Annotated in this window: 24 protein-coding genes and 1 pseudogene; 15 read left to right on the top strand and 10 right to left on the bottom strand. The window is 60.8% G+C overall.

Annotation, left to right across the window (positions count from 1 at the left end):
* Positions 1–20: 20 nt before the first annotated feature.
* The 3 genes from ACN6NG_RS11390 to ACN6NG_RS11380 are packed head-to-tail and all read left to right on the top strand — an operon-like array spanning position 21 to position 2,661.
* On the top strand, positions 21–1,205 hold the full coding sequence (locus ACN6NG_RS11390; protein ID WP_063426667.1) for an acetyl-CoA C-acyltransferase family protein: 1,185 nt from the start codon (positions 21–23) through the stop codon (positions 1,203–1,205).
* A gap of 13 nt (positions 1,206–1,218) precedes the next feature.
* Entirely contained in the window at positions 1,219–2,067 is an 849-nt protein-coding gene (locus ACN6NG_RS11385; protein ID WP_049275465.1) for a 3-hydroxybutyryl-CoA dehydrogenase, read from the top strand.
* A gap of 12 nt (positions 2,068–2,079) precedes the next feature.
* The gene (locus tag ACN6NG_RS11380; RefSeq protein WP_063426671.1) at positions 2,080–2,661 is read left to right on the top strand and encodes a TetR/AcrR family transcriptional regulator; all 582 of its coding nucleotides are present in this window, start codon (positions 2,080–2,082) and stop codon (positions 2,659–2,661) included.
* A 109-nt stretch (positions 2,662–2,770) separates the two neighbouring features.
* Here ACN6NG_RS11380 and ACN6NG_RS11375 read toward each other — a convergent pair whose 3' ends face one another.
* From ACN6NG_RS11375 to ACN6NG_RS11355, 5 genes are read right to left on the bottom strand one after another with little or no spacing between them, the layout of a single operon-like run.
* Entirely contained in the window at positions 2,771–3,148 is a 378-nt protein-coding gene (locus ACN6NG_RS11375) for a response regulator (RefSeq protein ID WP_016487624.1), read from the bottom strand.
* Positions 3,149–3,192: 44 nt separating this feature from the next.
* Positions 3,193–4,419 carry a hybrid sensor histidine kinase/response regulator gene (locus tag ACN6NG_RS11370; protein ID WP_063426672.1) on the bottom strand — a complete coding sequence of 409 codons (1,227 nt, stop codon included), beginning with the start codon at positions 4,417–4,419 and terminating at the stop codon, positions 3,193–3,195.
* Entirely contained in the window at positions 4,413–4,988 is a 576-nt protein-coding gene (locus tag ACN6NG_RS11365; protein ID WP_019472989.1) for a chemotaxis protein CheB, read from the bottom strand. The genes ACN6NG_RS11370 and ACN6NG_RS11365 overlap by 7 nt, the downstream gene beginning before the upstream one ends.
* Positions 4,985–5,806, bottom strand: a complete 822-nt coding sequence (locus tag ACN6NG_RS11360; protein WP_063426674.1) for a CheR family methyltransferase — start codon at positions 5,804–5,806, stop codon at positions 4,985–4,987. Before ACN6NG_RS11360 ends, ACN6NG_RS11365 begins: the two co-directional genes overlap by 4 nt.
* Positions 5,803–9,270, bottom strand: coding sequence for a response regulator (locus tag ACN6NG_RS11355; RefSeq protein ID WP_063426676.1), 3,468 nt, complete (start codon positions 9,268–9,270; stop codon positions 5,803–5,805). The genes ACN6NG_RS11360 and ACN6NG_RS11355 overlap by 4 nt, the downstream gene beginning before the upstream one ends.
* 241 nt (positions 9,271–9,511) lie before the next feature.
* On the opposite strand from ACN6NG_RS11355, the gene ACN6NG_RS11350 reads away from it, so the two are divergent.
* Positions 9,512–9,862, top strand: a complete 351-nt coding sequence (locus tag ACN6NG_RS11350; protein ID WP_063426678.1) for a response regulator — start codon at positions 9,512–9,514, stop codon at positions 9,860–9,862.
* Positions 9,863–9,991: 129 nt separating this feature from the next.
* Here ACN6NG_RS11350 and cobF read toward each other — a convergent pair whose 3' ends face one another.
* Together cobF and ACN6NG_RS11340 are read right to left on the bottom strand one after the other, a co-directional pair.
* The gene (gene cobF / locus ACN6NG_RS11345; RefSeq protein ID WP_063426680.1) at positions 9,992–10,741 is read right to left on the bottom strand and encodes a precorrin-6A synthase (deacetylating); all 750 of its coding nucleotides are present in this window, start codon (positions 10,739–10,741) and stop codon (positions 9,992–9,994) included.
* A 67-nt stretch (positions 10,742–10,808) separates the two neighbouring features.
* Positions 10,809–12,098: an OprD family porin gene (locus ACN6NG_RS11340; protein WP_063426682.1), complete on the bottom strand. Its 1,290-nt coding sequence runs from the start codon at positions 12,096–12,098 to the stop codon at positions 10,809–10,811.
* A gap of 360 nt (positions 12,099–12,458) precedes the next feature.
* On the opposite strand from ACN6NG_RS11340, the gene ACN6NG_RS11335 reads away from it, so the two are divergent.
* From ACN6NG_RS11335 to ACN6NG_RS11325, 3 genes are all read left to right on the top strand, one after another.
* A complete protein-coding gene (locus ACN6NG_RS11335) occupies positions 12,459–12,821 on the top strand; it encodes a histone-like nucleoid-structuring protein, MvaT/MvaU family (protein ID WP_049275457.1) in 363 nt (120 codons plus the stop codon).
* A gap of 219 nt (positions 12,822–13,040) precedes the next feature.
* A complete protein-coding gene (gene gloA, locus ACN6NG_RS11330) occupies positions 13,041–13,568 on the top strand; it encodes a lactoylglutathione lyase (protein ID WP_043196134.1) in 528 nt (175 codons plus the stop codon).
* 97 nt (positions 13,569–13,665) lie between these two features.
* Entirely contained in the window at positions 13,666–13,908 is a 243-nt protein-coding gene (locus tag ACN6NG_RS11325) for a hypothetical protein (RefSeq protein WP_063426684.1), read from the top strand.
* A 124-nt stretch (positions 13,909–14,032) separates the two neighbouring features.
* On the opposite strand, the gene ACN6NG_RS11320 is transcribed toward ACN6NG_RS11325, so the two are convergent.
* A complete protein-coding gene (locus ACN6NG_RS11320) occupies positions 14,033–14,854 on the bottom strand; it encodes a shikimate 5-dehydrogenase (RefSeq protein ID WP_063426686.1) in 822 nt (273 codons plus the stop codon).
* A gap of 160 nt (positions 14,855–15,014) precedes the next feature.
* Between ACN6NG_RS11320 and ACN6NG_RS11315 the strand changes: the two genes are divergently transcribed.
* Together ACN6NG_RS11315 and ACN6NG_RS11310 are read left to right on the top strand one after the other, a co-directional pair.
* Positions 15,015–15,359, top strand: a complete 345-nt coding sequence (locus ACN6NG_RS11315; protein WP_063426688.1) for a hypothetical protein — start codon at positions 15,015–15,017, stop codon at positions 15,357–15,359.
* A 94-nt stretch (positions 15,360–15,453) separates the two neighbouring features.
* Positions 15,454–15,636: a hypothetical protein gene (locus ACN6NG_RS11310; protein ID WP_063426690.1), complete on the top strand. Its 183-nt coding sequence runs from the start codon at positions 15,454–15,456 to the stop codon at positions 15,634–15,636.
* A 95-nt stretch (positions 15,637–15,731) separates the two neighbouring features.
* Here ACN6NG_RS11310 and ACN6NG_RS11305 read toward each other — a convergent pair whose 3' ends face one another.
* Complete coding sequence (locus ACN6NG_RS11305; protein WP_016499109.1) at positions 15,732–16,046, bottom strand: hypothetical protein; 315 nt, start codon at positions 16,044–16,046, stop codon at positions 15,732–15,734.
* A gap of 164 nt (positions 16,047–16,210) precedes the next feature.
* Here ACN6NG_RS11305 and ACN6NG_RS11300 point away from each other — a divergent pair, with 164 nt between their 5' ends.
* Positions 16,211–17,035, top strand: coding sequence for a S24 family peptidase (locus ACN6NG_RS11300; protein ID WP_474314043.1), 825 nt, complete (start codon positions 16,211–16,213; stop codon positions 17,033–17,035).
* A gap of 38 nt (positions 17,036–17,073) precedes the next feature.
* Here ACN6NG_RS11300 and ACN6NG_RS11295 read toward each other — a convergent pair whose 3' ends face one another.
* Positions 17,074–17,397: a DUF1654 domain-containing protein gene (locus ACN6NG_RS11295; protein WP_063426693.1), complete on the bottom strand. Its 324-nt coding sequence runs from the start codon at positions 17,395–17,397 to the stop codon at positions 17,074–17,076.
* 241 nt (positions 17,398–17,638) lie between these two features.
* On the opposite strand from ACN6NG_RS11295, the gene ACN6NG_RS11290 reads away from it, so the two are divergent.
* From ACN6NG_RS11290 to pbpG, 5 genes and pseudogenes are all read left to right on the top strand, one after another.
* The gene (locus tag ACN6NG_RS11290; RefSeq protein WP_474314004.1) at positions 17,639–18,313 is read left to right on the top strand and encodes a polysaccharide lyase family 7 protein; all 675 of its coding nucleotides are present in this window, start codon (positions 17,639–17,641) and stop codon (positions 18,311–18,313) included.
* Between the two features lie 186 nt (positions 18,314–18,499).
* Entirely contained in the window at positions 18,500–18,736 is a 237-nt protein-coding gene (locus tag ACN6NG_RS11285; RefSeq protein ID WP_016499105.1) for an Arm DNA-binding domain-containing protein, read from the top strand.
* A 521-nt stretch (positions 18,737–19,257) separates the two neighbouring features.
* A complete protein-coding gene (locus tag ACN6NG_RS11280; RefSeq protein ID WP_049276602.1) occupies positions 19,258–19,617 on the top strand; it encodes a YceK/YidQ family lipoprotein in 360 nt (119 codons plus the stop codon).
* A gap of 741 nt (positions 19,618–20,358) precedes the next feature.
* A pseudogene (locus tag ACN6NG_RS11275) lies at positions 20,359–20,535 on the top strand (site-specific integrase); the annotation flags it as partial.
* Between the two features lie 128 nt (positions 20,536–20,663).
* On the top strand, positions 20,664–21,590 hold the full coding sequence (gene pbpG, locus ACN6NG_RS11270) for a D-alanyl-D-alanine endopeptidase (RefSeq protein ID WP_240979149.1): 927 nt from the start codon (positions 20,664–20,666) through the stop codon (positions 21,588–21,590).
* Positions 21,591–21,639: the final 49 nt, after the last annotated feature.

Here is a 21,639-nt window from a genome sequence, read left to right as displayed (position 1 = left end):
CCTAAGCTTACGGAGCCTCTATGAGCAGCCCAGAAATCTACGTCGTCAGTGCCGTGCGTTCCGCCATCGGTGGTTTTGGAGGCTCGCTCAAGGACCTGCCCCTGGCCGACCTGGCCACTACCATCACCCGCGCCGCCATCGAGCGCTCGGGCGTGGCCGCCGAGCAGATCGGCCATATGGTCATGGGCACCGTGATCCCGACCGAACCGCGCGATGCCTACCTCTCGCGGGTTGCCGCGATGAACGCCGGCATTCCCAAGGAAACACCTGCCTTCAACGTCAACCGCCTGTGCGGCTCGGGCCTGCAGGCCATCGTTTCTGCCACCCAGTGCCTGCTGCTCGGTGATGCCGACGTGGCCGTGGCCGCCGGTGCCGAGTCCATGAGCCGTGGCCCGTACCTGCTGCCGCAGGCGCGCTGGGGCGCGCGCATGGGCGACCTGCAAGGCATCGACTACACCGTCGGCGTGCTGCAGGACCCGTTCGAACACTTCCACATGGGCATCACCGCAGAAAACGTCGCCGCCAAACACGGCATTACCCGCGAGATGCAGGATGAACTGGCCCTGACCAGCCAGCGCCGCGCCGCCCGCGCCATTGCCGAAGGCCGTTTCGACAGCCAGATCGTCTCGGTGGAGCTGAAAACCCGCAAAGGCACCGTACAGTTCGCCGTGGACGAACACGTGCGTGGCGACGTTACCGCCGAGCAACTGGCCGGCATGAAGACCGTGTTCAAGAAGGACGGCACCGTGACTGCAGGCAACGCCAGCGGCATCAACGATGGCGCGGCCGGCCTGGTGCTGGCCAGCGGTGACGCGGTGCGTCGCCTGGGCCTGAAGCCGCTGGCGCGCCTGGTGGGCTATGCCCACGCCGGTGTCGAGCCCGAACTGATGGGCCTGGGCCCGATCCCGGCCACCCGCAAGGTGCTGGAAAAGACCGGCCTGAAACTGCAGGACCTGGACGTGATCGAGTCCAACGAAGCGTTCGCCGCCCAGGCCTGCGCCGTGGCCCGCGAGCTGGGCTTCGACCCGGAGAAGGTCAACCCCAATGGTTCGGGTATTTCCCTGGGCCACCCGGTGGGCGCCACTGGCGCGATCATCGCGACCAAGGCCATCCATGAACTGCAGCGCATCCAGGGCCGCTACGCCCTGGCCACCATGTGCATCGGTGGCGGCCAAGGCATTGCCGTGGTCTTCGAGCGCGTCTGAGGGAGCCTGGCACATGAGCATTGAACAGATCGCCGTGATCGGCGCCGGCACCATGGGCAACGGCATTGCCCAGGTGTGCGCTGTCGCCGGCTACCAGGTGCTGCTGGTGGATGTTTCCGACGCGGCGCTGGAGCGCGGCGTGGCCACCTTGAGCAAGAACCTCGAGCGCCAGGTCAGCAAAGGCACCCTGGATGCGGACAAGGCGGCGGCGGCAAAGACGCGCATCCGCACCAGCACCGACTACGCCCAGCTCAGCAGCGCGCAGCTGGTGATCGAGGCCGCCACCGAAAGCCTGCAGCTCAAGCAGCGCATCCTGCAGCAAGTGGCCGCCAACGTCGCCAACGACTGCCTGATCGCCACCAACACTTCGTCGCTGTCGGTCACCCAGCTGGCCGCCAGCATCGAGCACCCCGAGCGCTTCATCGGTGTGCACTTCTTCAATCCGGTGCCGATGATGGCGCTGGTGGAGATCATTCGCGGCCTGCAGACCAGCGACAGCACCTACGCCCAGGCGCTGGTGGTGACTGAAAAGGTCGGCAAGACCCCGATCACCGCAGGCAACCGCCCGGGCTTCGTGGTCAACCGCATCCTGGTGCCGATGATCAACGAGGCGATCTTCGTGCGCCAGGAAGGCCTGGCCAGTGCCGAGGACATCGACACCGGCATGCGCCTGGGCTGCAACCAGCCCATCGGCCCGCTGGCCCTGGCCGACCTGATCGGCCTGGACACCCTGCTGGCGATCATGGAGGCCTTCCATGAAGGCTTCAGCGACAGCAAGTACCGCCCTGCCCCGCTGCTCAAGGAAATGGTCGCGGCCGGTTGGCTGGGGCGCAAGACCGGCCGCGGTTTCTTCACCTACTGAGGACAAGGCGCCATGCCCCCGGTCAATGCCGCAATGCGCTGTGCCAGCTTTGAGGAGCGACGTGACCGGGCCATGGCGCTGTTTGCCGAAAAGGGCTTTGGCCAGGTCAGCATGCGCGAGCTGGCGGCCCATGTGGGGCTGACGGCAGGCTCGCTGTACCACCACTTTCCCAGCAAGCAGGACCTGTTGTACGACTTGATCGAGGAGTTGTACGAAGAACTGCAGGCCACTTTGGACCAGGGCCGCCGGGCCATGGCACGCGGGGCCTCGGCACTGGGCTGCCTGATTGCAGCGCACTGGCAATTGCATGCCGAGCGGCCGATGCAGTTTCGGTTGGCGGAGCGTGACTTGTGCTGCCTGAGCGATGACCAGCAGGCGCGCCTGGCCTTGTTGCGCAACCGTTACGAGGCGGGGTTGCTGAGGTTGATCGCGCCACAGGCGAAGTTGCAGGGGCAAGCCTTGGTGGCGACGGCGCATGTGGTGGCGACGCTGCTGAACCAGTTGCCGGGGATGTTGAAGGCATTGCCCGAGGAACAGGGGCTGGGCCTGATGGAGAGCATGTTGGCAGGTGGTATAGAGCGGACCCTGCGATAGCCTGTACTGGCCCTGTCGCCGGCAAGCCACCTACCCCAGTTAAGGTGCATATATAAATGACGGTGGACTAAATTGTGGAGCGGGCGTGCCGGCGATGGGGCCACCCGCTTTAACGCAAAAGTCTCTGGATCTGCTCGTGCAAGGTGTCCAGGTCAAACGGTTTGGCCAGGATCGGTGCCTTGCGGGTGATCGGGCTGCCAGACTCGAGGATCTCGGCCGGGTAGCCACTGATGAAGATCACCTTCAGGTCCGGGCGCAGCTTCACCGCGGGCTCGGCAATTTCCACCCCGGAAATGCCACCCGGCAAGCGGAAGTCCGTCACCATCAGGTCCAGGTGCGGTTTGCTGGCCAGGATGGCAAACGCCTGTTCGCCATCTTCGGCCACCAGCACGTGGTACCCCTCACCTGCCAGGTAATCACGCAAAATCATGCGAATCGCCGGTTCATCCTCGACGACCAACACCACATCTTGTGCATCTTCACTCATGTTAACGCCTTGAAATTCTTACAGTTGGCCATCAGACCCCAGGCTTACGCAGAGGTTGCCCGAGCCTGGTCGTTTTGTTCTTTGAATGTTGCCAGCGGCAATTGCAGGGTGAATGTGGCGCCCTTGCCTTCCTCGCTTTCAACCCGTATCCGGCCACCGTGCGCCTGCACGATCTGCTCTGAGATGTACAACCCCAAGCCCAAGCCCCCGCTGGCTTGCTGGGCAGCGACCCGCTCGAATTGCTGGAAGATCCGCTGCTGGTTGGCGGCGCTGATACCGATGCCGTGATCCTGCACCTGCACCCAGGCCATGCCCTCCTGCTCGAACACCCGCACCTGCACCGGTTTGCGCTCGCCGTAACGCATGGCATTGGACAACAGGTTGGCCACTACTTGTTCAATCCGGAATTCGTCCCACTCACCCTTCAATGCTTCACAGCGCTGCAGTTCGATGTGTGTGTCCAGGGCCATGGCCTGGGCGGTGAAGTTTTCCACCAACCCGCGCACCAGCTGGCCGAGGTCGAACAGCCTCGGACGCAGCGACAATTTACCAGTACGGATGCGCGAAACATCCAGCATGTCTTCGACCAACCGGATCAGGCTGTTGATCTGCCGCTCGTCGCGCTCGACCATGGCCTGCAGCTTGTCGGCGCTGAAGGCGTCCAGGTTGCCCCGTGCCAGGTGCATCTTGCGCAACTGGGTTTCCAGGATCAGGCCATTGAGCGGCGTACGCACCTCGTGGGAGACGATCGACATGAAGTCGTCACGCATGCGCACTGCATGCTCCAGCTCACATCGCGCCACCTGCAGCTGGCTGAGCAACAGCTCCTGTTCCTGGCGGCTATGCTCCAGGGCCTCCAGCTGCCGGCCCAGCACCTTGCGCTGGCGGAACAGGTCGACGAACACCGAGACCTTGCTTTTTACCGCCAGGGTATCGAGCGGCTTGTGCAGAAAGTCCACGGCGCCGCTCTCGTAGCCCTTGAAGGCATAGTTCATCTCGCGGCCTGCGGCGCTGACGAAAACGATCGGGATGTTCTTGGTCTTGTCGGTGCCGCGCATCAGCTCGGCAAGTTCGAAACCGTTCATGCCCGGCATCTGCACATCGAGGATGGCCAGCGCGAACTCGTGCTCGAGCAGCAACGACAACGCCGCTTCGGCAGACTGGGCCTGGTGCACCTCGCGGTCGTCGCCCTGGATCAGGGCATCGAGCGCCAGCAGGTTTTCCGGCAGGTCGTCGACAATCAGCAGTTTGGCGGTGGTGTGGCTTAGCATGCGCTGTATTCCAGGGTCGCGAGCAGCTGCCCGATACCACTCAGAGTAAGGATATGGTCGGGCTGGTGCAGGGCCAGGGCGGCCTCCGGCATCAGGGCGACCTGTGCGTCGCGAGGGTCTTGGACTATCGTGCGGCCCCCATTGTTCTTGATATAGGCAAGGCCCCTGGCGCCGTCTTCGTTGGCACCGGTGAGCAGCACACCTAGCAGGCCGTCGCCATAGGCATCGGCCGCCGAGATGAACAGAAAATCGATGGCTGGACGCGAGAAATGAACGGGTTCTTCCTGGCTCAGCGACAGCGTCAGGTCGTGCTCCACCGACAGGTGGTAACTCGGACCCGCCACATAGATCTGCCCGCTGCTGATGCGTTCCTTGTCACGTGCCTCGTGCACCGGCCGATGCAGCCGACGCTGCAGCACTTCGGCCAGTTGGCTATGGCGGTCGTCCGGCAGGTGCAGCACGCAGAGCACAGGTAGGGCGAACGCCGGTGGCAGCGCGCCGAGCACTTCAAACAATGCCGCCACGCCGCCAGCCGAGGCGCCGATCACCACTGCGCGTACGCCGTTCATGATTTACGGAAGATCCGTTCGGGCTTGACCAGCGGCTCGAACCGGTCGCTGTAGGCCGAAAAGTCCACCGACTCCTTGCTGCCCAGCAGCAGGAAACCCCGGTGGCAGAGCGACTCATGGAATAGCCCGAGGGCGCGGTCCTGCAGCTCCTTGTTGAAGTAGATCAGCACGTTGCGGCATGACACCAGCTGGGTCTCGGAGAACACGCTGTCGGTGGCCAGGCTGTGGTCGGCGAAGGTCACGTTGTCGCGCAGGCTGCTGTCCATGATGGCGTTGCCATAGGCCGCTGTGTAGTACTCGGTAAAGTCACGACGGCCGCCGGCCAGACGGTAGTTTTCCTCATACTCGCGCATGCTCTGCATCGAGTAGATACCCTGCTTGGCCCGGTCCAGCGAATGCGGGTTGATGTCGGTGGCGTAGATGATGGTGCGCTCGAGCAGGCCCTCCTCACGCAACAGGATGGCCATCGAATACACCTCCTCGCCTGTGCTGCAGCCCGCGATCCAGACCTTGATCGAGGGCCAGGTACGCAGCAGCGGCACCACTTCGTTGCGCACGGCAAGGAAGTGGTCAGGGTCGCGGAACATCTCGCTGACCGGGATGGTCAGGTACTGCAGCAACTGCATGAACATGCCGGGGTCATGCAGCACGCGCTCCTGCAGCGCCGATACCGTCAGGCAGTCGAACTGGCGCAGCGCATGCAGGATCCGGCGCTTGATCGAGGCGCCGGAATAATTGCGAAAATCGTAGCTGTACTTGAGGTAGATGGCCTCGATCAGCAAGCGGATTTCAATGTCGGTGTTACGTTCGCTAGTCAAATTCGCTCCAGTTGCGGCAGCCATACACGAATCAACGAGAACAAACGGTCCAGGTCGATCGGTTTGGCCAGGTAATCATTGGCACCGGCCTGCAGGCAACGCTGCTGGTCATCCTTCATGGCCTTGGCGGTCACGGCGATGATCGGCAGTTTGCGCCAGCGCGGTTGCTGGCGGATCAGCCGGGTGGCCTCGAAGCCGTCCATTTCCGGCATCATCACGTCCATCAGCACCAGGTCGATGTCGTCATGCTGCTCCAGGCGCTCGATGGCCTCGCGGCCGTTACGGCCAATCTCGACGATGGCACCCTTGTGCTCCAGGGCACTGGTCAGGGCGAAGATATTACGCACGTCGTCGTCCACCAGCAGCACCTTGCGCCCCTCGAACACCTTGTCGCGGCTACGCGCAGTCTTGAGCATGCGCTGGCGTTCGTTGGACAGCTGCGATTCTACCTTGTGCAGGAACAGCGTCACTTCGTCGAGCAGGCGCTCCGGCGAACGCGCGCCCTTGATGATGATCGACCGCGAGTACTTGAGCAGGTCGGCTTCTTCTTCGCGGGTGAGGTTGCGCCCGGTGTACACGATTACTGGCGGGAAGGAGCGGATATCCTCGGCGGTCATGCGCTTGAGCAGCTCGTTACCGAGCATGTCGGGCAGCTTGAGGTCGATGATCATGCAGTCGTAGATGTTCTCGCGCAACAGCGCCAAGGCATCCTGGGCCATGGCCACGGCAGTGATCTCGATATCGTCGTCGCCGATCAGCCGGGCGATGCTCTCGCGCTGCAGGTCGTCGTCTTCCACCAGGAGGATATGCTTGAGCTTTTGCGTAAGCTTGGCTTCCAGGCGAGCGAAGACTTCTTTGAGTTCTTCGCGACTGGTCGGTTTCACCGCATACCCTACCGCGCCCATGTGCATGGCCGCCTCGACGCGGTCTTCCACCGAAATGATGTGCACCGGGATATGGCGGGTGCCGGCCTGCTCCTTGAGGCGCTGCAGCACGGTCAGGCCCGAGTGGTCGGGCAGGCGCATGTCCAGCAGGATGGCATCCGGTATGTACTGGGCCGCCAGCTCGAAGCCTTCGTCGGCACCATGGGCCACCAGGCAGCTGTAGCCCAGTTCGTGCGCAAGGTCGAAGAGGATGCGGGCAAAGTTGGGCTCGTCTTCGATCACCAGAATGCACCGGGTATCGAAAGGTGCCCGCTCGCGATCGTCGGCAAAAGTCGGCGCCGGGCGCAGGGTGGTAGCGGCCACAGGCACTTGCGGCGCAGGTGGCAACGCGTCGACGGCAGGGCGCAGGCTTTGCGGCTCTATGTCCTCCGCCTCGGCGGCATAGCGTTCCGGCAGAATCAGGCTGAACACACTGCCCTGGCCCGGGGTGCTCTCGACATTGATCTGGCCACCGAGCAAATGCGCCAGGTCACGGGAAATCGACAGCCCCAGGCCGGTGCCACCGTAGCGGCGGTTGCTGGTGCCATCGACCTGATGGAAGGCGCCAAAGATCGCCTGCTGCTGATCGGCAGCAATGCCGATGCCGCTGTCACGCACCGCGAACACGATACCATTGCCAGCCTGGAAGCTGACGTTCATGCTGACCTGGCCACGCTCGGTGAACTTGATAGCATTGGACAACAGGTTCTTGAGGATCTGCTCAAGGCGCTGACGGTCCGTGAACAGGGTGGTCGGCACCTGCGGATCGACCTTGACCTCGAAGGCCAGGCCCTTGTGGCCGGCAAGCGGCTGGAACATGCCGCGCAAGCCTTCTGCCAGGCGCTCGACCTGGGTGGTCTCGGGGCGTACTTCGAGTTTACCGGCCTCGACCTTGGCGATATCGAGAATGTCGTTGATCAAGTTGAGCAGGTCGTTGCCGGCCGAGTAGATGGATTCGGCGAACTTGACCTGCTCCTCGCTGAGGTTGCCTTCGCCGTTTTCTGCCAACAGCTTGGCCAGGATCAACGAGCTGTTCAGCGGGGTGCGTAGCTCGTGGGACATGTTGGCGAGGAATTCGGACTTGTACTTGCTCGAGCGCTGCAAGTCGTCGGCGCGGGCCTGCAACTCCACCTGCGCCCGGCCCAGCTCATCGTTCTTGCGGTCGAGCGCATCGGTGCGTTCCGACAACTGCTCGTTGGTCTGCTCCAGCTCGGCTTGTTGGGTCTCCAGGTGGGCCTGGGACTCCTTGAGCACTCGTGACTGCTCTTCAAGCTCTTCGTTGGCAGTCTTGAGTTCTTCCTGCTGCACCTGCAGCTCTTCATTCAGTTGCTGGGTTTCGGCCAGCACTTCCTGCAGGCGCTGACGATAACGGGCGCTTTCGATGGACATGCCGAGGTTGCCGCCGACGCGTTCCAGCAGCTCTTCATCGCGTTCTTGCAGAGGGCGCAGGAAACCCAGCTCGATCACCCCGTTGATCTGACCGTCTTCGGTGGCCGGCATCAGCAGCGCACTGCGCGGCAAGCCGCTGCCCAGGCCGGAACTGAGGCGATAGAAGTCTTCTGGCAGGTCGTCCAGGCGCAAAAGGCGGCCTTCGCGCACCGCCTGGGCCAACAGGCCGTCGTGGTCCAGCCTGATCTGCTCGCGGGCCTGCTCTTCGGCGCCCAGGCCATAACAGGCCACCCGCACCAGGCGGCCATGCTCGTCGCGCACATACACGGCGCCCACCACGCTGCCCAGATAAGAAGCGAAGAAGCGCAGGATGTTGTCGCCCAGCATGGGCAAGGTCAGTTGACCGAGCACCTGTTGAGCCAGCTGGGTCTGGCCGTTGCGCAACCAGGCCTGGTGCTCCAGACGCTGCGCCGAGCGCTGCTGGGCCTGAAGGTTTTCATCGTAGCTGGTCGACAGGGCCAGCAGGTCTCGACGGCCGAGGTACGCCAGCAAACCACTGAGGCTGACGATGAACAGCACGAAGGCCGAAATCGCCGTCACAGTAACCGAGCTGACCGTTTCGTTCCGGGCCATGCGCAGCTGTTGTTCGGTGCTGATCAGGCCATCGAATTCCTTGCGGATTTCATCGGTGATGCGCTTGCCCCGGCCATTGCCGATTGAGGCCTGGTAATCGCCCTGGCTGCGGCGCAGGGTGATCATCTCGTTGCCGAAGTCGTTCCAGGCGTGCTGCAAGGCAATCAGCCGGTCGATGCGATCAACCTGCTGCGGGTTGTCCTCGACCATCGCGCGCAGGCTTTGCAGGCTGCCGAGAATACGTGGCTTGGCCACCTCGTAGGGGTCAAGGAAACGCTCGTCACCCGTGATCAGGAAGCCGCGCATACCGGTTTCCATGTCGATCGACAGTTTGACCGTCTCGTTGGCATTGCCGATCACCCGGTCGGTGTGCTCGACCCACTGCATGGCCGAAAGCAGGTAATTGATCACCGCGACGAAGGCCACCGCGCCCAGCAGGCCAACCCCCAAGGGTAGGCCGATGTTACGGCTCAACAGTTTGCGGAAGCTTCGCTGGTCCATCGAGGCTGCTTGAATCATGTGAAAACGCCCGAGCAAGAAAAGTCCATTGGAAAAGAGTGGCGGATTGTTGTTATCTGCCACTGCGCCGTCCTGATAAGCGAGTCTAACCAGCTTTACCGGGTCTGGCAGGGCATTTAGCCAGTATTTGAAGGCGCAGTGCGCCAATCGTTCCATCTGATTGCAGGGATCGGTATCCTCGGGAACTTCTGCTGCCAACCGGAGCACAGATTAAAGACATTCATTGCACAGGACCCAAACCATGCACCTTCTGGTAGTCGAAGATGACGACATCGTCCGTATGTTGATGGTCGAAGTGCTCGACGAGTTGGGCTACTCGGTCATCGAAGCCGAAGACGCCGCAGCCGCGCTGCGGGTGCTCGAAGACCCGAACCAGACACTGGCACTGATGATGACCGATGTGGGTTTGCCGGACATGCGCGGTGAGGTACTGGCGGGTAAAGCACGCGAGTTGCGCCCGTTGCTGCCCGTGCTGTTCGCCAGTGGCTATGCCGACAGTATCAATGTGCCCGAGGGCATGCACCTGATCGGCAAGCCCTTCAGCATCGACCAGTTGCGCGACAAGGTGGTGGCCATGCTCGGTCCGGTTTGAGATTGGGACTGCCTGTACCGGCCCCTTCGCGGGTAAACCCGCTCCCACAGGGACCGCACCGTTTCGAACGCTGTGGAGTCCCTGTGGGGGCGGGTTTACCCGCGAAGAGGCCAGTACAGCCAACACAGCTCAGAGCTCCCTGCGCAACAGATAGGTATCCATGATCCACCCCTTGCGCCGCCTCTCCTGCTCCCGCACTTCCAGTATGCGTGCCTTCACCGCCTGCAAGGGCCCGGCAATCAGCACTTCATCCTCGGTCCCCAGGTACGCGCCCCAGTAGATCACCAGCGCCGGGTCATCAAGCTGGGCAAACGCGCACTGCCCGTCGAGCATCACCACCACATTGTCGATAGGCCCCTGCCCGGCCAGGCGCCGCCCTGGCAGCACGGTCAGAGGCTCGCCGATGCGGTTGAGCGGCACCTGGTGCCGCGCCGCCAGCGCCTGCACACTGCTGATGCCAGGGATTATCCGCAGGCGCAGCGCCAGGCCACGTTCGCGGACCAGGTCGAGAATACGCAGGGTGCTGTCGTAAAGGGTTGGCTCGCCCCACAGCAGAAAGGCGCCGGTTTCCCCATCGCCAATCTCCTGCTCGATCAGTTGGGCATACAGCGCAGCTCGCTGTCGGTGCCAGTCCTGCACCGCGCCCAGGTAGTCATCCGCCTGGCAATCGCGCAAGGGGTCGGCCACCTGCACCAGGCGATAGCCACCCTCGGGACGGTAGCGTTGCAGAATGGCCTTGCGCAGGCGGACCAGCGCATCCTTTTCGCCGCCCTTGTCGAGCACGAAGAACACGCAGGCGCTACGCAGCGCATCCACTGCTTCGTAAGTGATCTGGCGCGGGTCACCCGCACCGATGCCGATCAACAACAGGTCTTTCATTGCCCTGCCCTTTGCGGGAACCAGCAGCCATTGTCAGGCGGCCGCCGGTATTTGGCAAAACGCTCGCCTAGAAGATCGAGAAGTTGTAGCTGACAATGACACGTGTCTCATCCATGTCACGCGCCCACTTCTCATAGTTGCTGCGGTAGGTGGAATTACGCAGGCGCACGCTGACATCCTTGAAAGTGCCACTTTGCACCTGGTACTTGAACTCGGTGTCGCGCTCCCATTCCTTGCCTTCGGCGCTGCTGCCCGGCACCTTGATATTGTCGCCGTTGATGTACCGGGTGAAGAAGGTCAGGCCGGGCACGCCCAGCGCCTTGAAGTCATAGTCGTAACGCACCTGCCAGGAACGCTCCTGAGCGGCGGCGAAGTCGTTGACCTGGGCATAGTTGACCAGGTACGGGTTGCTGCCATCCAGGTAGGGCATGGCGCTGTCGCCATACATCCGCTGCCAGCCGGCACTGATCTTGTGGCCGCCCAGGCTGTAGCCGAGCATGCCGCTGAAGGCGCGATGGTCGATTGCACCCGCGCGGGCATTGCCAATGTCATCACTCTTGATCAGGCGCAGGTCGGCCGACAGGCTGCCCACCGCCAACGGCTGGCTGGCGACCAGGCCGAGGAAGTGCTGGCGGTAGATGTTTTCCAGCTTGGCCACCTGGTACTGGGCACTGATTCGCTCGTTGAAGCGATAATCGACACCAGCCAGGTCGAAGTGGTCGGCTTCGATATCGCAGGCATAGCGCTTGTTCTTGCAGTGCACGCGAATGTCCTGGCGGTCGGTCGAATCCCGTGCGGTGTATTTGTCCAGGCGGGCCAGGGTGAACTTCAAGTCGCGCACTTCCTCAGACGTGAGCATGGCGCCATGGAACATGGTAGGCAGCAGGCGGCCATCGTTGTATTTGAGCAAGGGCACATCGGGCATCATCGAGCCGTACTTGAACACCGTATTGGACACCTTGACCTTGGCCGCCAGCCCCATCTTCGCGTACTGGTCAGCCGAGTGCCGAGGATCATGCCCGGAAGAAGGCAGCAAGCCGCTGTTACTGTCGGCCGGGCTGGAGTCGAGTTTGAAACCGAACATGCCCAGCGCATCCACGCCAAAACCTACCGGGCCCTGGGTATAACCCGACTGCACATTAAGGATGAAACCTTGTGCCCATTCTTCCCGCTTGGACGCACCTTGGCTGGAACTGCTATGGCCGTCACGAAAATCCCGGTTGAAATAGACATTGCGTGCTTCAATCTTGGCGCTGCTGTCTTCAAGAAAACCGGCGGCCTGGGCGTTGACGCCGGCACACAACAGGAACAAGCCGGCAACACGGCGCCCAGGGGCGAGGGGGAAAGGGGCAAACATGCGAGGAAACATCCAGAATCAAAGGCGAGTTAACACACTGTGGCACGAACTGGCCACGGCACTGCGACAAGGCCGAACAATCGACGGCCATCATCTGAAATGATCGCGCAGAGGCTCTGGCACAGGCCATTGGACCATGGTCTAAACGTGCAGACGGGCAGGCGCAAAAACCCGGAAAATACCGCACGCAAAACTAGGAAAGTTCCCGCCTTACTTACAAAAGTTAGCAGTTTACCAAGTACCTATGAATGACTACACTCGATATCAGCGAACAGCGGAACCCACCCGCGTGGCTGGCGTTTTTATGCGTATTCAATGTTCGTCACGCCCTGCCACGACCGACGTACAGGAGTGATTACAGTGTCCAGACTTGCAGAGTTTCGTGCTGCCGAAAAAGCGCTCCAGGAGCAGATGGCGCAACTGGAAGCCTTGAAAAAGGATGCCGGCCTCAAACGCGAAATCGAATTCGAGCAGAAACTAGTCGGCCTGATGAAAAGCTATGACAAGAGCCTGCGCGATATCATCGCCATCCTCGACCCCAAGGCGGTAAGCAGGGGTACCAGCACAGCGCCCAAGCAACAGCGCCGTCCGCGCGTGGTAAAGGTTTATCAGAACCCGCACACCGGCGAGCGGATCGAGACCAAAGGTGGCAACCACCGGGGCCTCAAGGCCTGGAAAGAACAGTACGGGGGCGCCACGGTAGAAAGCTGGGTACGCCGATGAAACGTCCACACTTGCTTCACACTTTTTTCACAAGGGCTGGCTCAGTATCGAGACAGCTAAAGGACTAGCGACCCCACGCGCCCGCACATGCGGGCCTCTAATTCTAGCGCCCTGCCTTGTGCAGGGCGCTTTCATTTGCGCAATCAGCGCACTGCCGTATCATGGCCAGCCTGTCTGTTTTGCCGGTGCCCTGCGCCCGGCCCCGTCTCAGGAGTTCCCATGAGCCTGCACGATCTGCAAACCCTGCCTGGCGTCACCGCCCAACCGGATGCCGCTACCGCCCAATTCGTCTTCAACCACACCATGCTGCGGGTCAAGGACATCGAGAAGTCGCTGGACTTCTACACCCGCGTGCTGGGCTTCCGCCTGGTGGACAAGCGCGATTTCCCGGAAGCCGCCTTCAGCCTGTACTTCCTGGCCCTGGTCGACCCGGCGCAGATTCCCGCCGATGACGCCGCACGCCACCAGTGGATGAAGTCGATCCCTGGCGTACTGGAGCTGACCCACAACCACGGCACCGAAAACGATGCCGAGTTTGCTTACCACAACGGCAACACCGACCCGCGCGGGTTTGGCCACATCTGCATCTCCGTGCCGGATGTGCGCGCCGCCTGTGCGCGCTTCGAAGCACTGGAAGTACCCTTCCAGAAACGCCTGCAGGACGGGCGCATGAACCACCTGGCCTTCGTCAAGGACCCGGACGGTTACTGGGTCGAAGTGATCCAGCCGACCGAGCTCAAGGGCTAAGCGTTCGTCGCCGTTCGCTCGTCGGGCCGGGAACTCCCGGCCCCTTGCTGTGGTATATGAAGGTAACTGCTTCACATGCCACAGCGAGGTAAGGACGATGCAATCTCTTCACTGTGAATACCGCGAGCACACCATCACCGCCAGCGTGATGCCCCACCCCGACTCCCCCCTGCCCTATGCCGCCGGCTGCCTGATCACCGCGCCCGACGGGCACACCAGCAAGCGCCTGTCGATGCCAATGAAGTTTTTCTCCGACCTTGAGAATGCGCAGCATGTGTCGCTGGCCCATGGTCGGGCCCTGGTCGACCAGCAGCTGGATAACGGGCACAAGGTGTTCTGACATTGCAGCTCCCTGTACCGGCCTCTTCGCGGGCTTGCCCGCTCCCACAGGGAACTCACGCACTGACATGTGTGCAATACCTGTGGGAGCGGGCAGGCCCGCGAAGGGGCCAGCACAGGAGTAACTAGATATCCCGGGCGTAAGCCACTGCCGCATCTACCTGCGCCCGCGTCGGCCGTACCCCGGTGTACAGCACAAACTGCTCCAGCGCCTGCAGCGCAATCACCTCCAACCCGGTAATCACCGGCTTGCCCAACGCCTGGGCCCGGCGGATCAACGGCGTCTGTGCCGGCATCGCCACCACATCAAACACCCGCTCCGCCGCCGCTATGGCCTGCTCGGAAAACGCCAGCGCCTCTGCCTCCGGCCCGCCTGCCATACCGATCGGCGTCACGTTCACCAGCATCGGCGGGCAGATGTCGCCCAGCTCCGCCACCCATCGATAGCCGCACACATCCGCCAGTTGCCGACCTGCCTGCTCGTTGCGCGCAACGATGATGCCTTCTGCAAAGCCGGCATCACGCAGGGCACTAGCCACGGCCTTGGCCATCCCACCACTGCCACGCAAGGCAAAGGCGGTGCCCGGATCGACCTGATGCTGCGCCAGCAACTGGCGCACCGCCAGGTAATCGGTGTTGTAGGCTTTCAGGTGGCCATCGGTATTGACCAAGGTATTGACCGACTCGATGGCCGCTGCCGACGGGTCGATTTCGTCGACCAGTGCCATGCAGGCCTCCTTGTACGGCATCGACACGCCGCAACCGCGGATACCCAGCGCGCGGATCCCCGCCACCGCCGCAGGCAGGTCATCGGTGCGCATGGCCTTGTAGTAGAAGTCCAGGCCCAACTGCTGGTACAGGTGGTTGTGAAAACGAACGCCGAAGGTGCCGGGGCGGCCGGCCAGGGAGATGCACAGCACGGTACCCCTGCTGGGAGTTGTCGACATAACCTGCTCCTTTGTCATAACTGAAACGTTTGTTCAGCGTAACAGAGCCAACCACTGGTCGTCCCTTACACAACCTTTACCGTTCCCCTGTGCTCAGCTGACAGAGACTGGAGTCATATTAATAAGGCCCCGAACGTAGGGTTTCTCTGCGAGGTGCTCCATGAACTGTCACATTCCCGGAATCGCCCTGCTGGTCGGCGCCATGGCCATCAGCGGGCCCGCTGCTGCCCACGGCGGCCATGGCGGCGGTGGCTGGTATGGGCCGGGCCCGCTCCTGGGTGCGGCGGTGGTCGGCGCTGTGGTCGGCGCGACGGTTTATGGCGGGCGTGACCGTACTGTGTACGTCGAACGCCAGCCGGTCTATTACGGGCCGCCGCCGGTGTATGTGCAACCACCGCCCCAGCCGGTGTATTACCAGCCGTACTACGCGCCGGCGCCACCGCCCCCGGGCTACCGCACCTACTACGGCCCGCCCCCGGTGTATTACGGCCCACCGCGCTGGTAACGGTTGATAGAACTAATGACCACTATCGAGGAAGTTGATTTCAAACCGCCCAGGCTGCTGCGTATGGTAGAGCCATGTTTCACAGGAGGTCCTCATGGCCACTATCCAGATCATGTCCGTTGTCGGCAGCGCCGTCCCCACTCCACTGCGTGAGCAGGGCCTGCTGGCGTGCTGGTACCTGGTACGCAACGGCGAAGCCGTGAGCGGGCCGATGCCATCCCTTGCCTCGGCCCAAGCCCTGGCTGAACAGTTGCAACCAGGCGTCCTGGTGGCCTGACCCGAATTTGTTGTGCGTTGCTCCCTACGCCCTTATGGCCCGCCAATTTGGCGGGCTTTTTTTTGTTTTTGCCGGCCCTGTCACTCAGTGTTGGCTCAGCGTTGTGAGCTACGCCGCAGCTGGCTGGTCAGCGCCAGCACTTTGCCTTGCAGCCGCCCTACGGTCAGCACCAGATCGTTGCGCTCCCTGGCGAGCTGATCAGCTTTGGCTTCTGCCTCTCGCCGGGCGTCCCGCTCAATGTCCAGCAACTCGGTCAGGCGGCGGATAACTGCAATATCTGCGTTGTCCATCGCACGCTCGGCTGCATCCCGGGACAGCCACTTGCGCAGCCATAGAAATGCACCTAGCAACACAGTGCCCGTGCCGCTCAGCCAAGTGACTGTGCCCGGGCCGAGGTCGGTCGGATCCATGTAAACCTCATTACCGATGATGATGCGACGAGCCCTGGACAAAAATGTCTCAGTGGCTTTTCTTGTTGATGGATTTAATTTAGCCTATAGCTAACATTGCAACAAGAGCTAATTTAGCCATGCGCACATTTAGCAACAAGCTAAACACTGGCATGCTTCGTCCTATGGACATCTACGACATTCGCAAGCACAACCTGGTCAAGCTTATCGGCAGCCAGAAGAAGGGATCCTGCGCAGAACGCTGGGGGATGGCGCCTGCACACCTGAGCCAGATTCTTTCCGACAAGACCGCGAAAAACCTGGGCGATGATGTGGCCCGCAGAATCGAGGGCGTCGAAGGCCTGCCCCGGGGTTGGTTCGACGCACTGTCGGCAGGCGACCCCGTGCAGCCGTCGGTCGAAGCGGGCGAAGGCAAGCTTTCGGCGGCCGACCTGGTCAAGCAGATGCTTGCCCGAAGCGGCAAGGGCATCCCTGAAGAAACCCGGCAAAGGTTGCTGGCCGCTGCAGAAGAACCTCAGGATGCCACGCTGATAAAGGCTGACTTTGTTCGCCCGGGCCTGGTCGGTGACGAAGTGTGGATTGCCCACTACGATGTGCGGGCCGCCATGGGCGGTGGCCAGATCCCCCACGACTACCCCGAGATGTTCAAGGACGTTCGCGTCAGCCCCAGCCATCTTCGCGAGCTGGGTGTGGCGTTCGCTGAACACCACCACCTGAAGATGATCACCGGCTGGGGCCAGTCGATGGAGCCGACCATCAAGCACCGCGACCCGCTGATCGTCGATGTCAGCATCCGCGGGTTTGTCGGCGATGGCATCTACTTCTTCTCCTGGGGTGATCACATCTATATCAAGCGATTGCAGATCGCTGACGATGACCACTTCGAGATGATTTCCGACAACTCGCGGCACAAGGACCGCATGATTCGCCGGGAAGAAACCTACATTCAGGCCAGGGTGCTCTTGGTGTGGAATGCGCACCTGGTATGAAGCCGAAGCCCGCCACCCAGGCGGGCTTTGCATAACGCTCAGAAAGGCGCTGCCGCTTCAACCTCCTCCTTGCTGAACTGCTCGACGATAAAGTCGTCACGCTCCTCCACACTGCTACGCTCCCAGCGCACGGTGACGCTTTCGTCGTCGTTGAACGTCAGGTCCAACTCAGGCGTGTCGGACAGCAGGCCCATCACTTCCTCCCACTCCGCATCACCATCGGTATCCAGGCGATGCACAACGACCCAGCGCTGCGTCTGTGCGAGCGGGTGGTTGATCATCGACGACACCCGCAGGCCAAGCCGCTCTACTCCGGTCATTTCCTGATGTTGCTGGGGTGCAGCCTTCATGTGCTTAGACATATTCTCATCCTGATAGCTGTATATTCGTACAGTGCTCGACGAGAGCTTATCTCACCGCCAAATCCAGCGTAAAGCCCTGTCACAGAAAAATTTCGCCAGCAGGTAATTTGTCTCAGAGCGATTTTTTTAGCTGATAGCTATTGACCATATTTTAGCCTGTGGCTAATGTTCGATTCGGCAGCCAGATGCAAGGCTGCTCGATCGGTTCATCCTTCAAGCCACTTTTTTGTCAGGAGCCCCCATGACCGTACACATCAGCAACCTCACCATCGCCACCCCGGTGGCCGTCTCCTCAACCAATCCTGTAGCACTCGAACTCAACGGTGCCGAAGCGATCGCGCGGTTGCCGAGTGTGGTAACGGTACTCAGCGATGGCTCGATCCAGCTTTCAGCCCCTACCAAAGGTGCTTCGAGCAAAAGCACCCACAGGACCCGCTGCGAGTGGACAGAAACCGAAGACTGGACATTGTCCAGCGCCCAGGATCACTGGAATCGCCAAACCATGACCCTGACCAAGGTCAACTCGGCGCTGAAGGTGGTGATCGCCCAGATGCACGTGCGTGGGGATGACAGCCCGCCGGTGAAGGTGTTCTGGAACAAAGGCAACATTACCCTGGGGTTTCGGCGGACCTACAACCAGACCGACCCGGTGAACTCGACCGTGCTCAAAGGGGTGCCTCTGGGGGCGCAGTTCAACGTGAGCATCCACACCACGTCTGCAGGCGTGGTGAATGTAACGGCCAAATGCAACGGGGTGTCCGGCGCCTCTGGTGATTTACAGCTCGACAGCACTTGGGCGTCGCGCCTGTTCGAATTCCACGGCGGCATCTACAACCAGGTTGACTACACCGATGCAACGCCGGCCACTGACGGCTCGGTCTGCATCATCAGCGAGCTCTCGCTGATCCATCGCTGAGCGTCGAAAGCCGGCAACGCATCCCGATGTCCCGCCCGTCACAAATGGCATCGGGACGCCGGCTAACCAAAAGCGCGTGGTTGACACGCGTGACACGCCACGCCATTGATTAGTCTCGATGAGTCATATTGTTGCCTACCCGCTCTCAGACTAATAATTAGCTATCTGCCTGGGGAGGTGCGAAACATGCAACCAAGATTCGTTATCGTTCCTGCTGTGCCAGTGGAAGGCGAGTCCTTCTGCATTGGCAACCGGTTCTATGCCGCTACAACTTCGGGCGGCTTCGATATCTACGACAACCAGGAGAAACAGCGGCTCAAGCGCGGCTTTATCAACAAGTCCGAGGCCGCGACTGCGTGCGCATTGATGAACGCCGAATCACGCAATCCAGCGGCGCAGTTCCCGATCTTGCGCACAGATTGATGTGCGGTATCACGCTGCCTTAACGCTAGCGGCAGCAGCGGACCAGTCCACCCGGTGAAGCGGCAGGAAACAGGCGCTCGAAAGGGCTTGCAGTGTCAAGTCGCCGTGCCGTAAATTTGCCCGATCCTGTCATTCCTGCTGGTGTTGAGGAGTGACGCTGAAGCCCAACACTCAGTTGGGCTTTTTCGTTTTTGCGACAGGGCGATTTTTCAATGGTGTGCCGATTGTTGCGATTCATTAAAAGAAAGTTCTCAAGAATGCTGCGAAAGTGGTTTGTATACCTCGTGGTTGCAGGGCTGGCGGGTAACTACAGCCGATTGTTCGATCATCTTTCAATCTGGAAACCTTGGCGCTTGGCCAAGGGCGTAGCGGCCTACCTCATCGCATCCTGACGCGTCATTCACGCGGCGCAGGATTAAATTTCGGTCACCTTGCGCCCTTCAGTCATAACGCATAGGATCCAATGGCAGGCTTTGACTTCGGCGGGATATCATCAGGTCTTCGGAGGATAGGGGGCTGATATGAAACCATGGATTGGGATAGTACTCGTAACCGCGCTGAGTGGATGCGGAACCGTTCGCACGGTGTCGGAAGAGTCGAAAGCCGTGGGCGATCTGGCTGAATGGAACTCGTACTGCCCAGCCATCCCTCGGGTGTACAGCGGCGTTGCCTACCAGTTTTGCAACTTAACTGGGCCGGAAAGAACGGGAATACATTCGGACCCGTATGAAATCTTGGTCGACATGGCCGCATCTTGTATTGCTGATACCGTTGTGCTGCCATACACCAGCTATAAGCAATACAAATACGGCAATATGGTGATTCCGAGCTTCAGCCTGCAGATGCATCAAGAACCGGCTCAGTCAGGCGGCTCGAAATGACAGTAGCCTCGCGGCTGTAACCCTTCAGAACCTGAGCTACGCGGACCTAGCCATCGAGAACTGCCTCAACTGTAACCAGCGTGGTTGGTCTCCAGGTGAAAAAACGCCCACGCTTGGCGTGGCAATGGCGTGTCGTTGTCAAAGGCGAACTCGTCTCAAATCAACCATACAATGGATGAGATATCTATGGGCAAAGGAGTTTTGGTGGGGCTAGTGATTGTTCTATCCGGGTGTAATCACTACTTCAATAGCCCTTATGGAAGTCGTTGGGATCAGCGAAACCTACCGTGCAATGCCACCCCTCCAAACCAACCAGGGTGCTATGACAGTGAGCACCAAGAGGGGCTTCTGAACAGGCTACTTGATGCTCACTAAGCAACCGGCACACCTCATTCTGCGGGCCTGGTTGGCGACTCTGTAGTCAATACTCAGGTTGACGACGACAACATGGGCTTTCTCCACGCGATAGAGGCAGGCTACTCCGGACAACAGTGCCTTAGCTGGTGGAATGATCGCCAGTACTAGGCCCTTGCAAAGGTCATCATTCAACCTCCTTTTCGGCTGGGTCCTGAACAGTTACGGTCACGGTTGCCCGGTACTCGCTCAGCACCTGAGCCACCAGCACCTGGGCGGCCGGGAACTACTGCCGGATTTCCCGGCCTTTAGGCAACGTCGACTTCACCTGACCAGTCCACCGCGTTCATCATGACAGCGTGTTGCCCTGCTGAGAGACGGTAGAGGTATGCCACGATGTGCCTCATGTCGGGGATGAATCCAGCGTTTATTGCTGGGCAGCTTGGCCACTCGGTGCAGGTGCTTCTCTCGACCTACACAAAGTGGTTGAATTCTGCCAACGATTGGGCGGAACTGGCAGAACTGGAAAAGAACGTGATTGGTACAGAATTGGTAAAGGATTAAATTTCGTTCACCTTGCGCCCTTTAGTCATAAGGCATTCGACAGCAAATCAGCCATACTCCAGAATGCATCGGTTTTTGGGAAAACCCTTGCACAGCCAACGACATACCAACTTTTAGTGAGCCTCAACGTGAAAACATCCCTGTCCATCCTCAGCCTGCTGCTGTTGCTCACAGGTACCGCGACCCTTCCGTCGACTGCTGCTGCACAACCCCCGGCCCAAGTCCAACGTGACCCGTCCAAGCTGCATCTGGCTTCAGGCAGCGCCCTGCTGATCGACCTGAATACCAACCAGGAGCTGTATTCGAGCCACGCCGACCGCGTGGTGCCGATCGCTTCGGTAACCAAGCTGATGACAGCGATGGTAGTGCTGGATGCCAAGCTGCCCATGGATGACATGCTCACCATGACCATTGCCAACAACCCGGAAATGAAAGGCGTGTATTCGCGCGTGCGCCTGGGCAGCCAACTCGACCGCCGCGAAACCCTGCTGATTACCCTGATGTCGTCGGAAAACCGTGCCGCCAACAGCTTGGCCAACGCCTACCCTGGCGGCTATCCGGCGTTCATCAAGGCGATGAATGCCAAGGCCCGCAGCCTGGGTATGGCACATACCCGCTACGTCGAGCCGACCGGCCTGTCGACGCAGAACGTGTCCACCGCCCGCGACCTGGCCAAATTGCTGATGGCTTCGCGCAAGTACCCGATGCTGAGCGAGTTGTCGACCACCCGCGAGAAGACCGTGGCCTTCCGCAAGCCCAACTACACCCTGGGCTTCCGTAACACCGACCACCTGGTGAACAAGAGCAACTGGGACATCAAGCTGACCAAGACGGGCTTCACCAACGAAGCCGGGCACTGCCTGGTGCTGTTGACCCGCATGGACAACCGCCCGGTGGCCATGGTCATCCTCGACGCCTTCGGCAAGTACACCCACTTCGCCGATGCCAGCCGCATGCGTCAGTGGCTGGAGACCGGTGCCGCCAAGCCGGCACCGGCAGTGGCCATGCAGTACAAGAGCGAGCGGCAGAACAAGGGGCGCATAGCGTCCGAATAACCGCCTGCCACTGGCGCTGCACAGAACCTGTGTAGGAGCGGCCTTGTGT

The sequence above is a fragment of the Pseudomonas sp. TSO6 genome (assembly GCF_056098905.1).
Note: the sequence above shows the minus strand (reverse complement) of the source record. Positions and strands in the feature narration are given on the sequence as shown.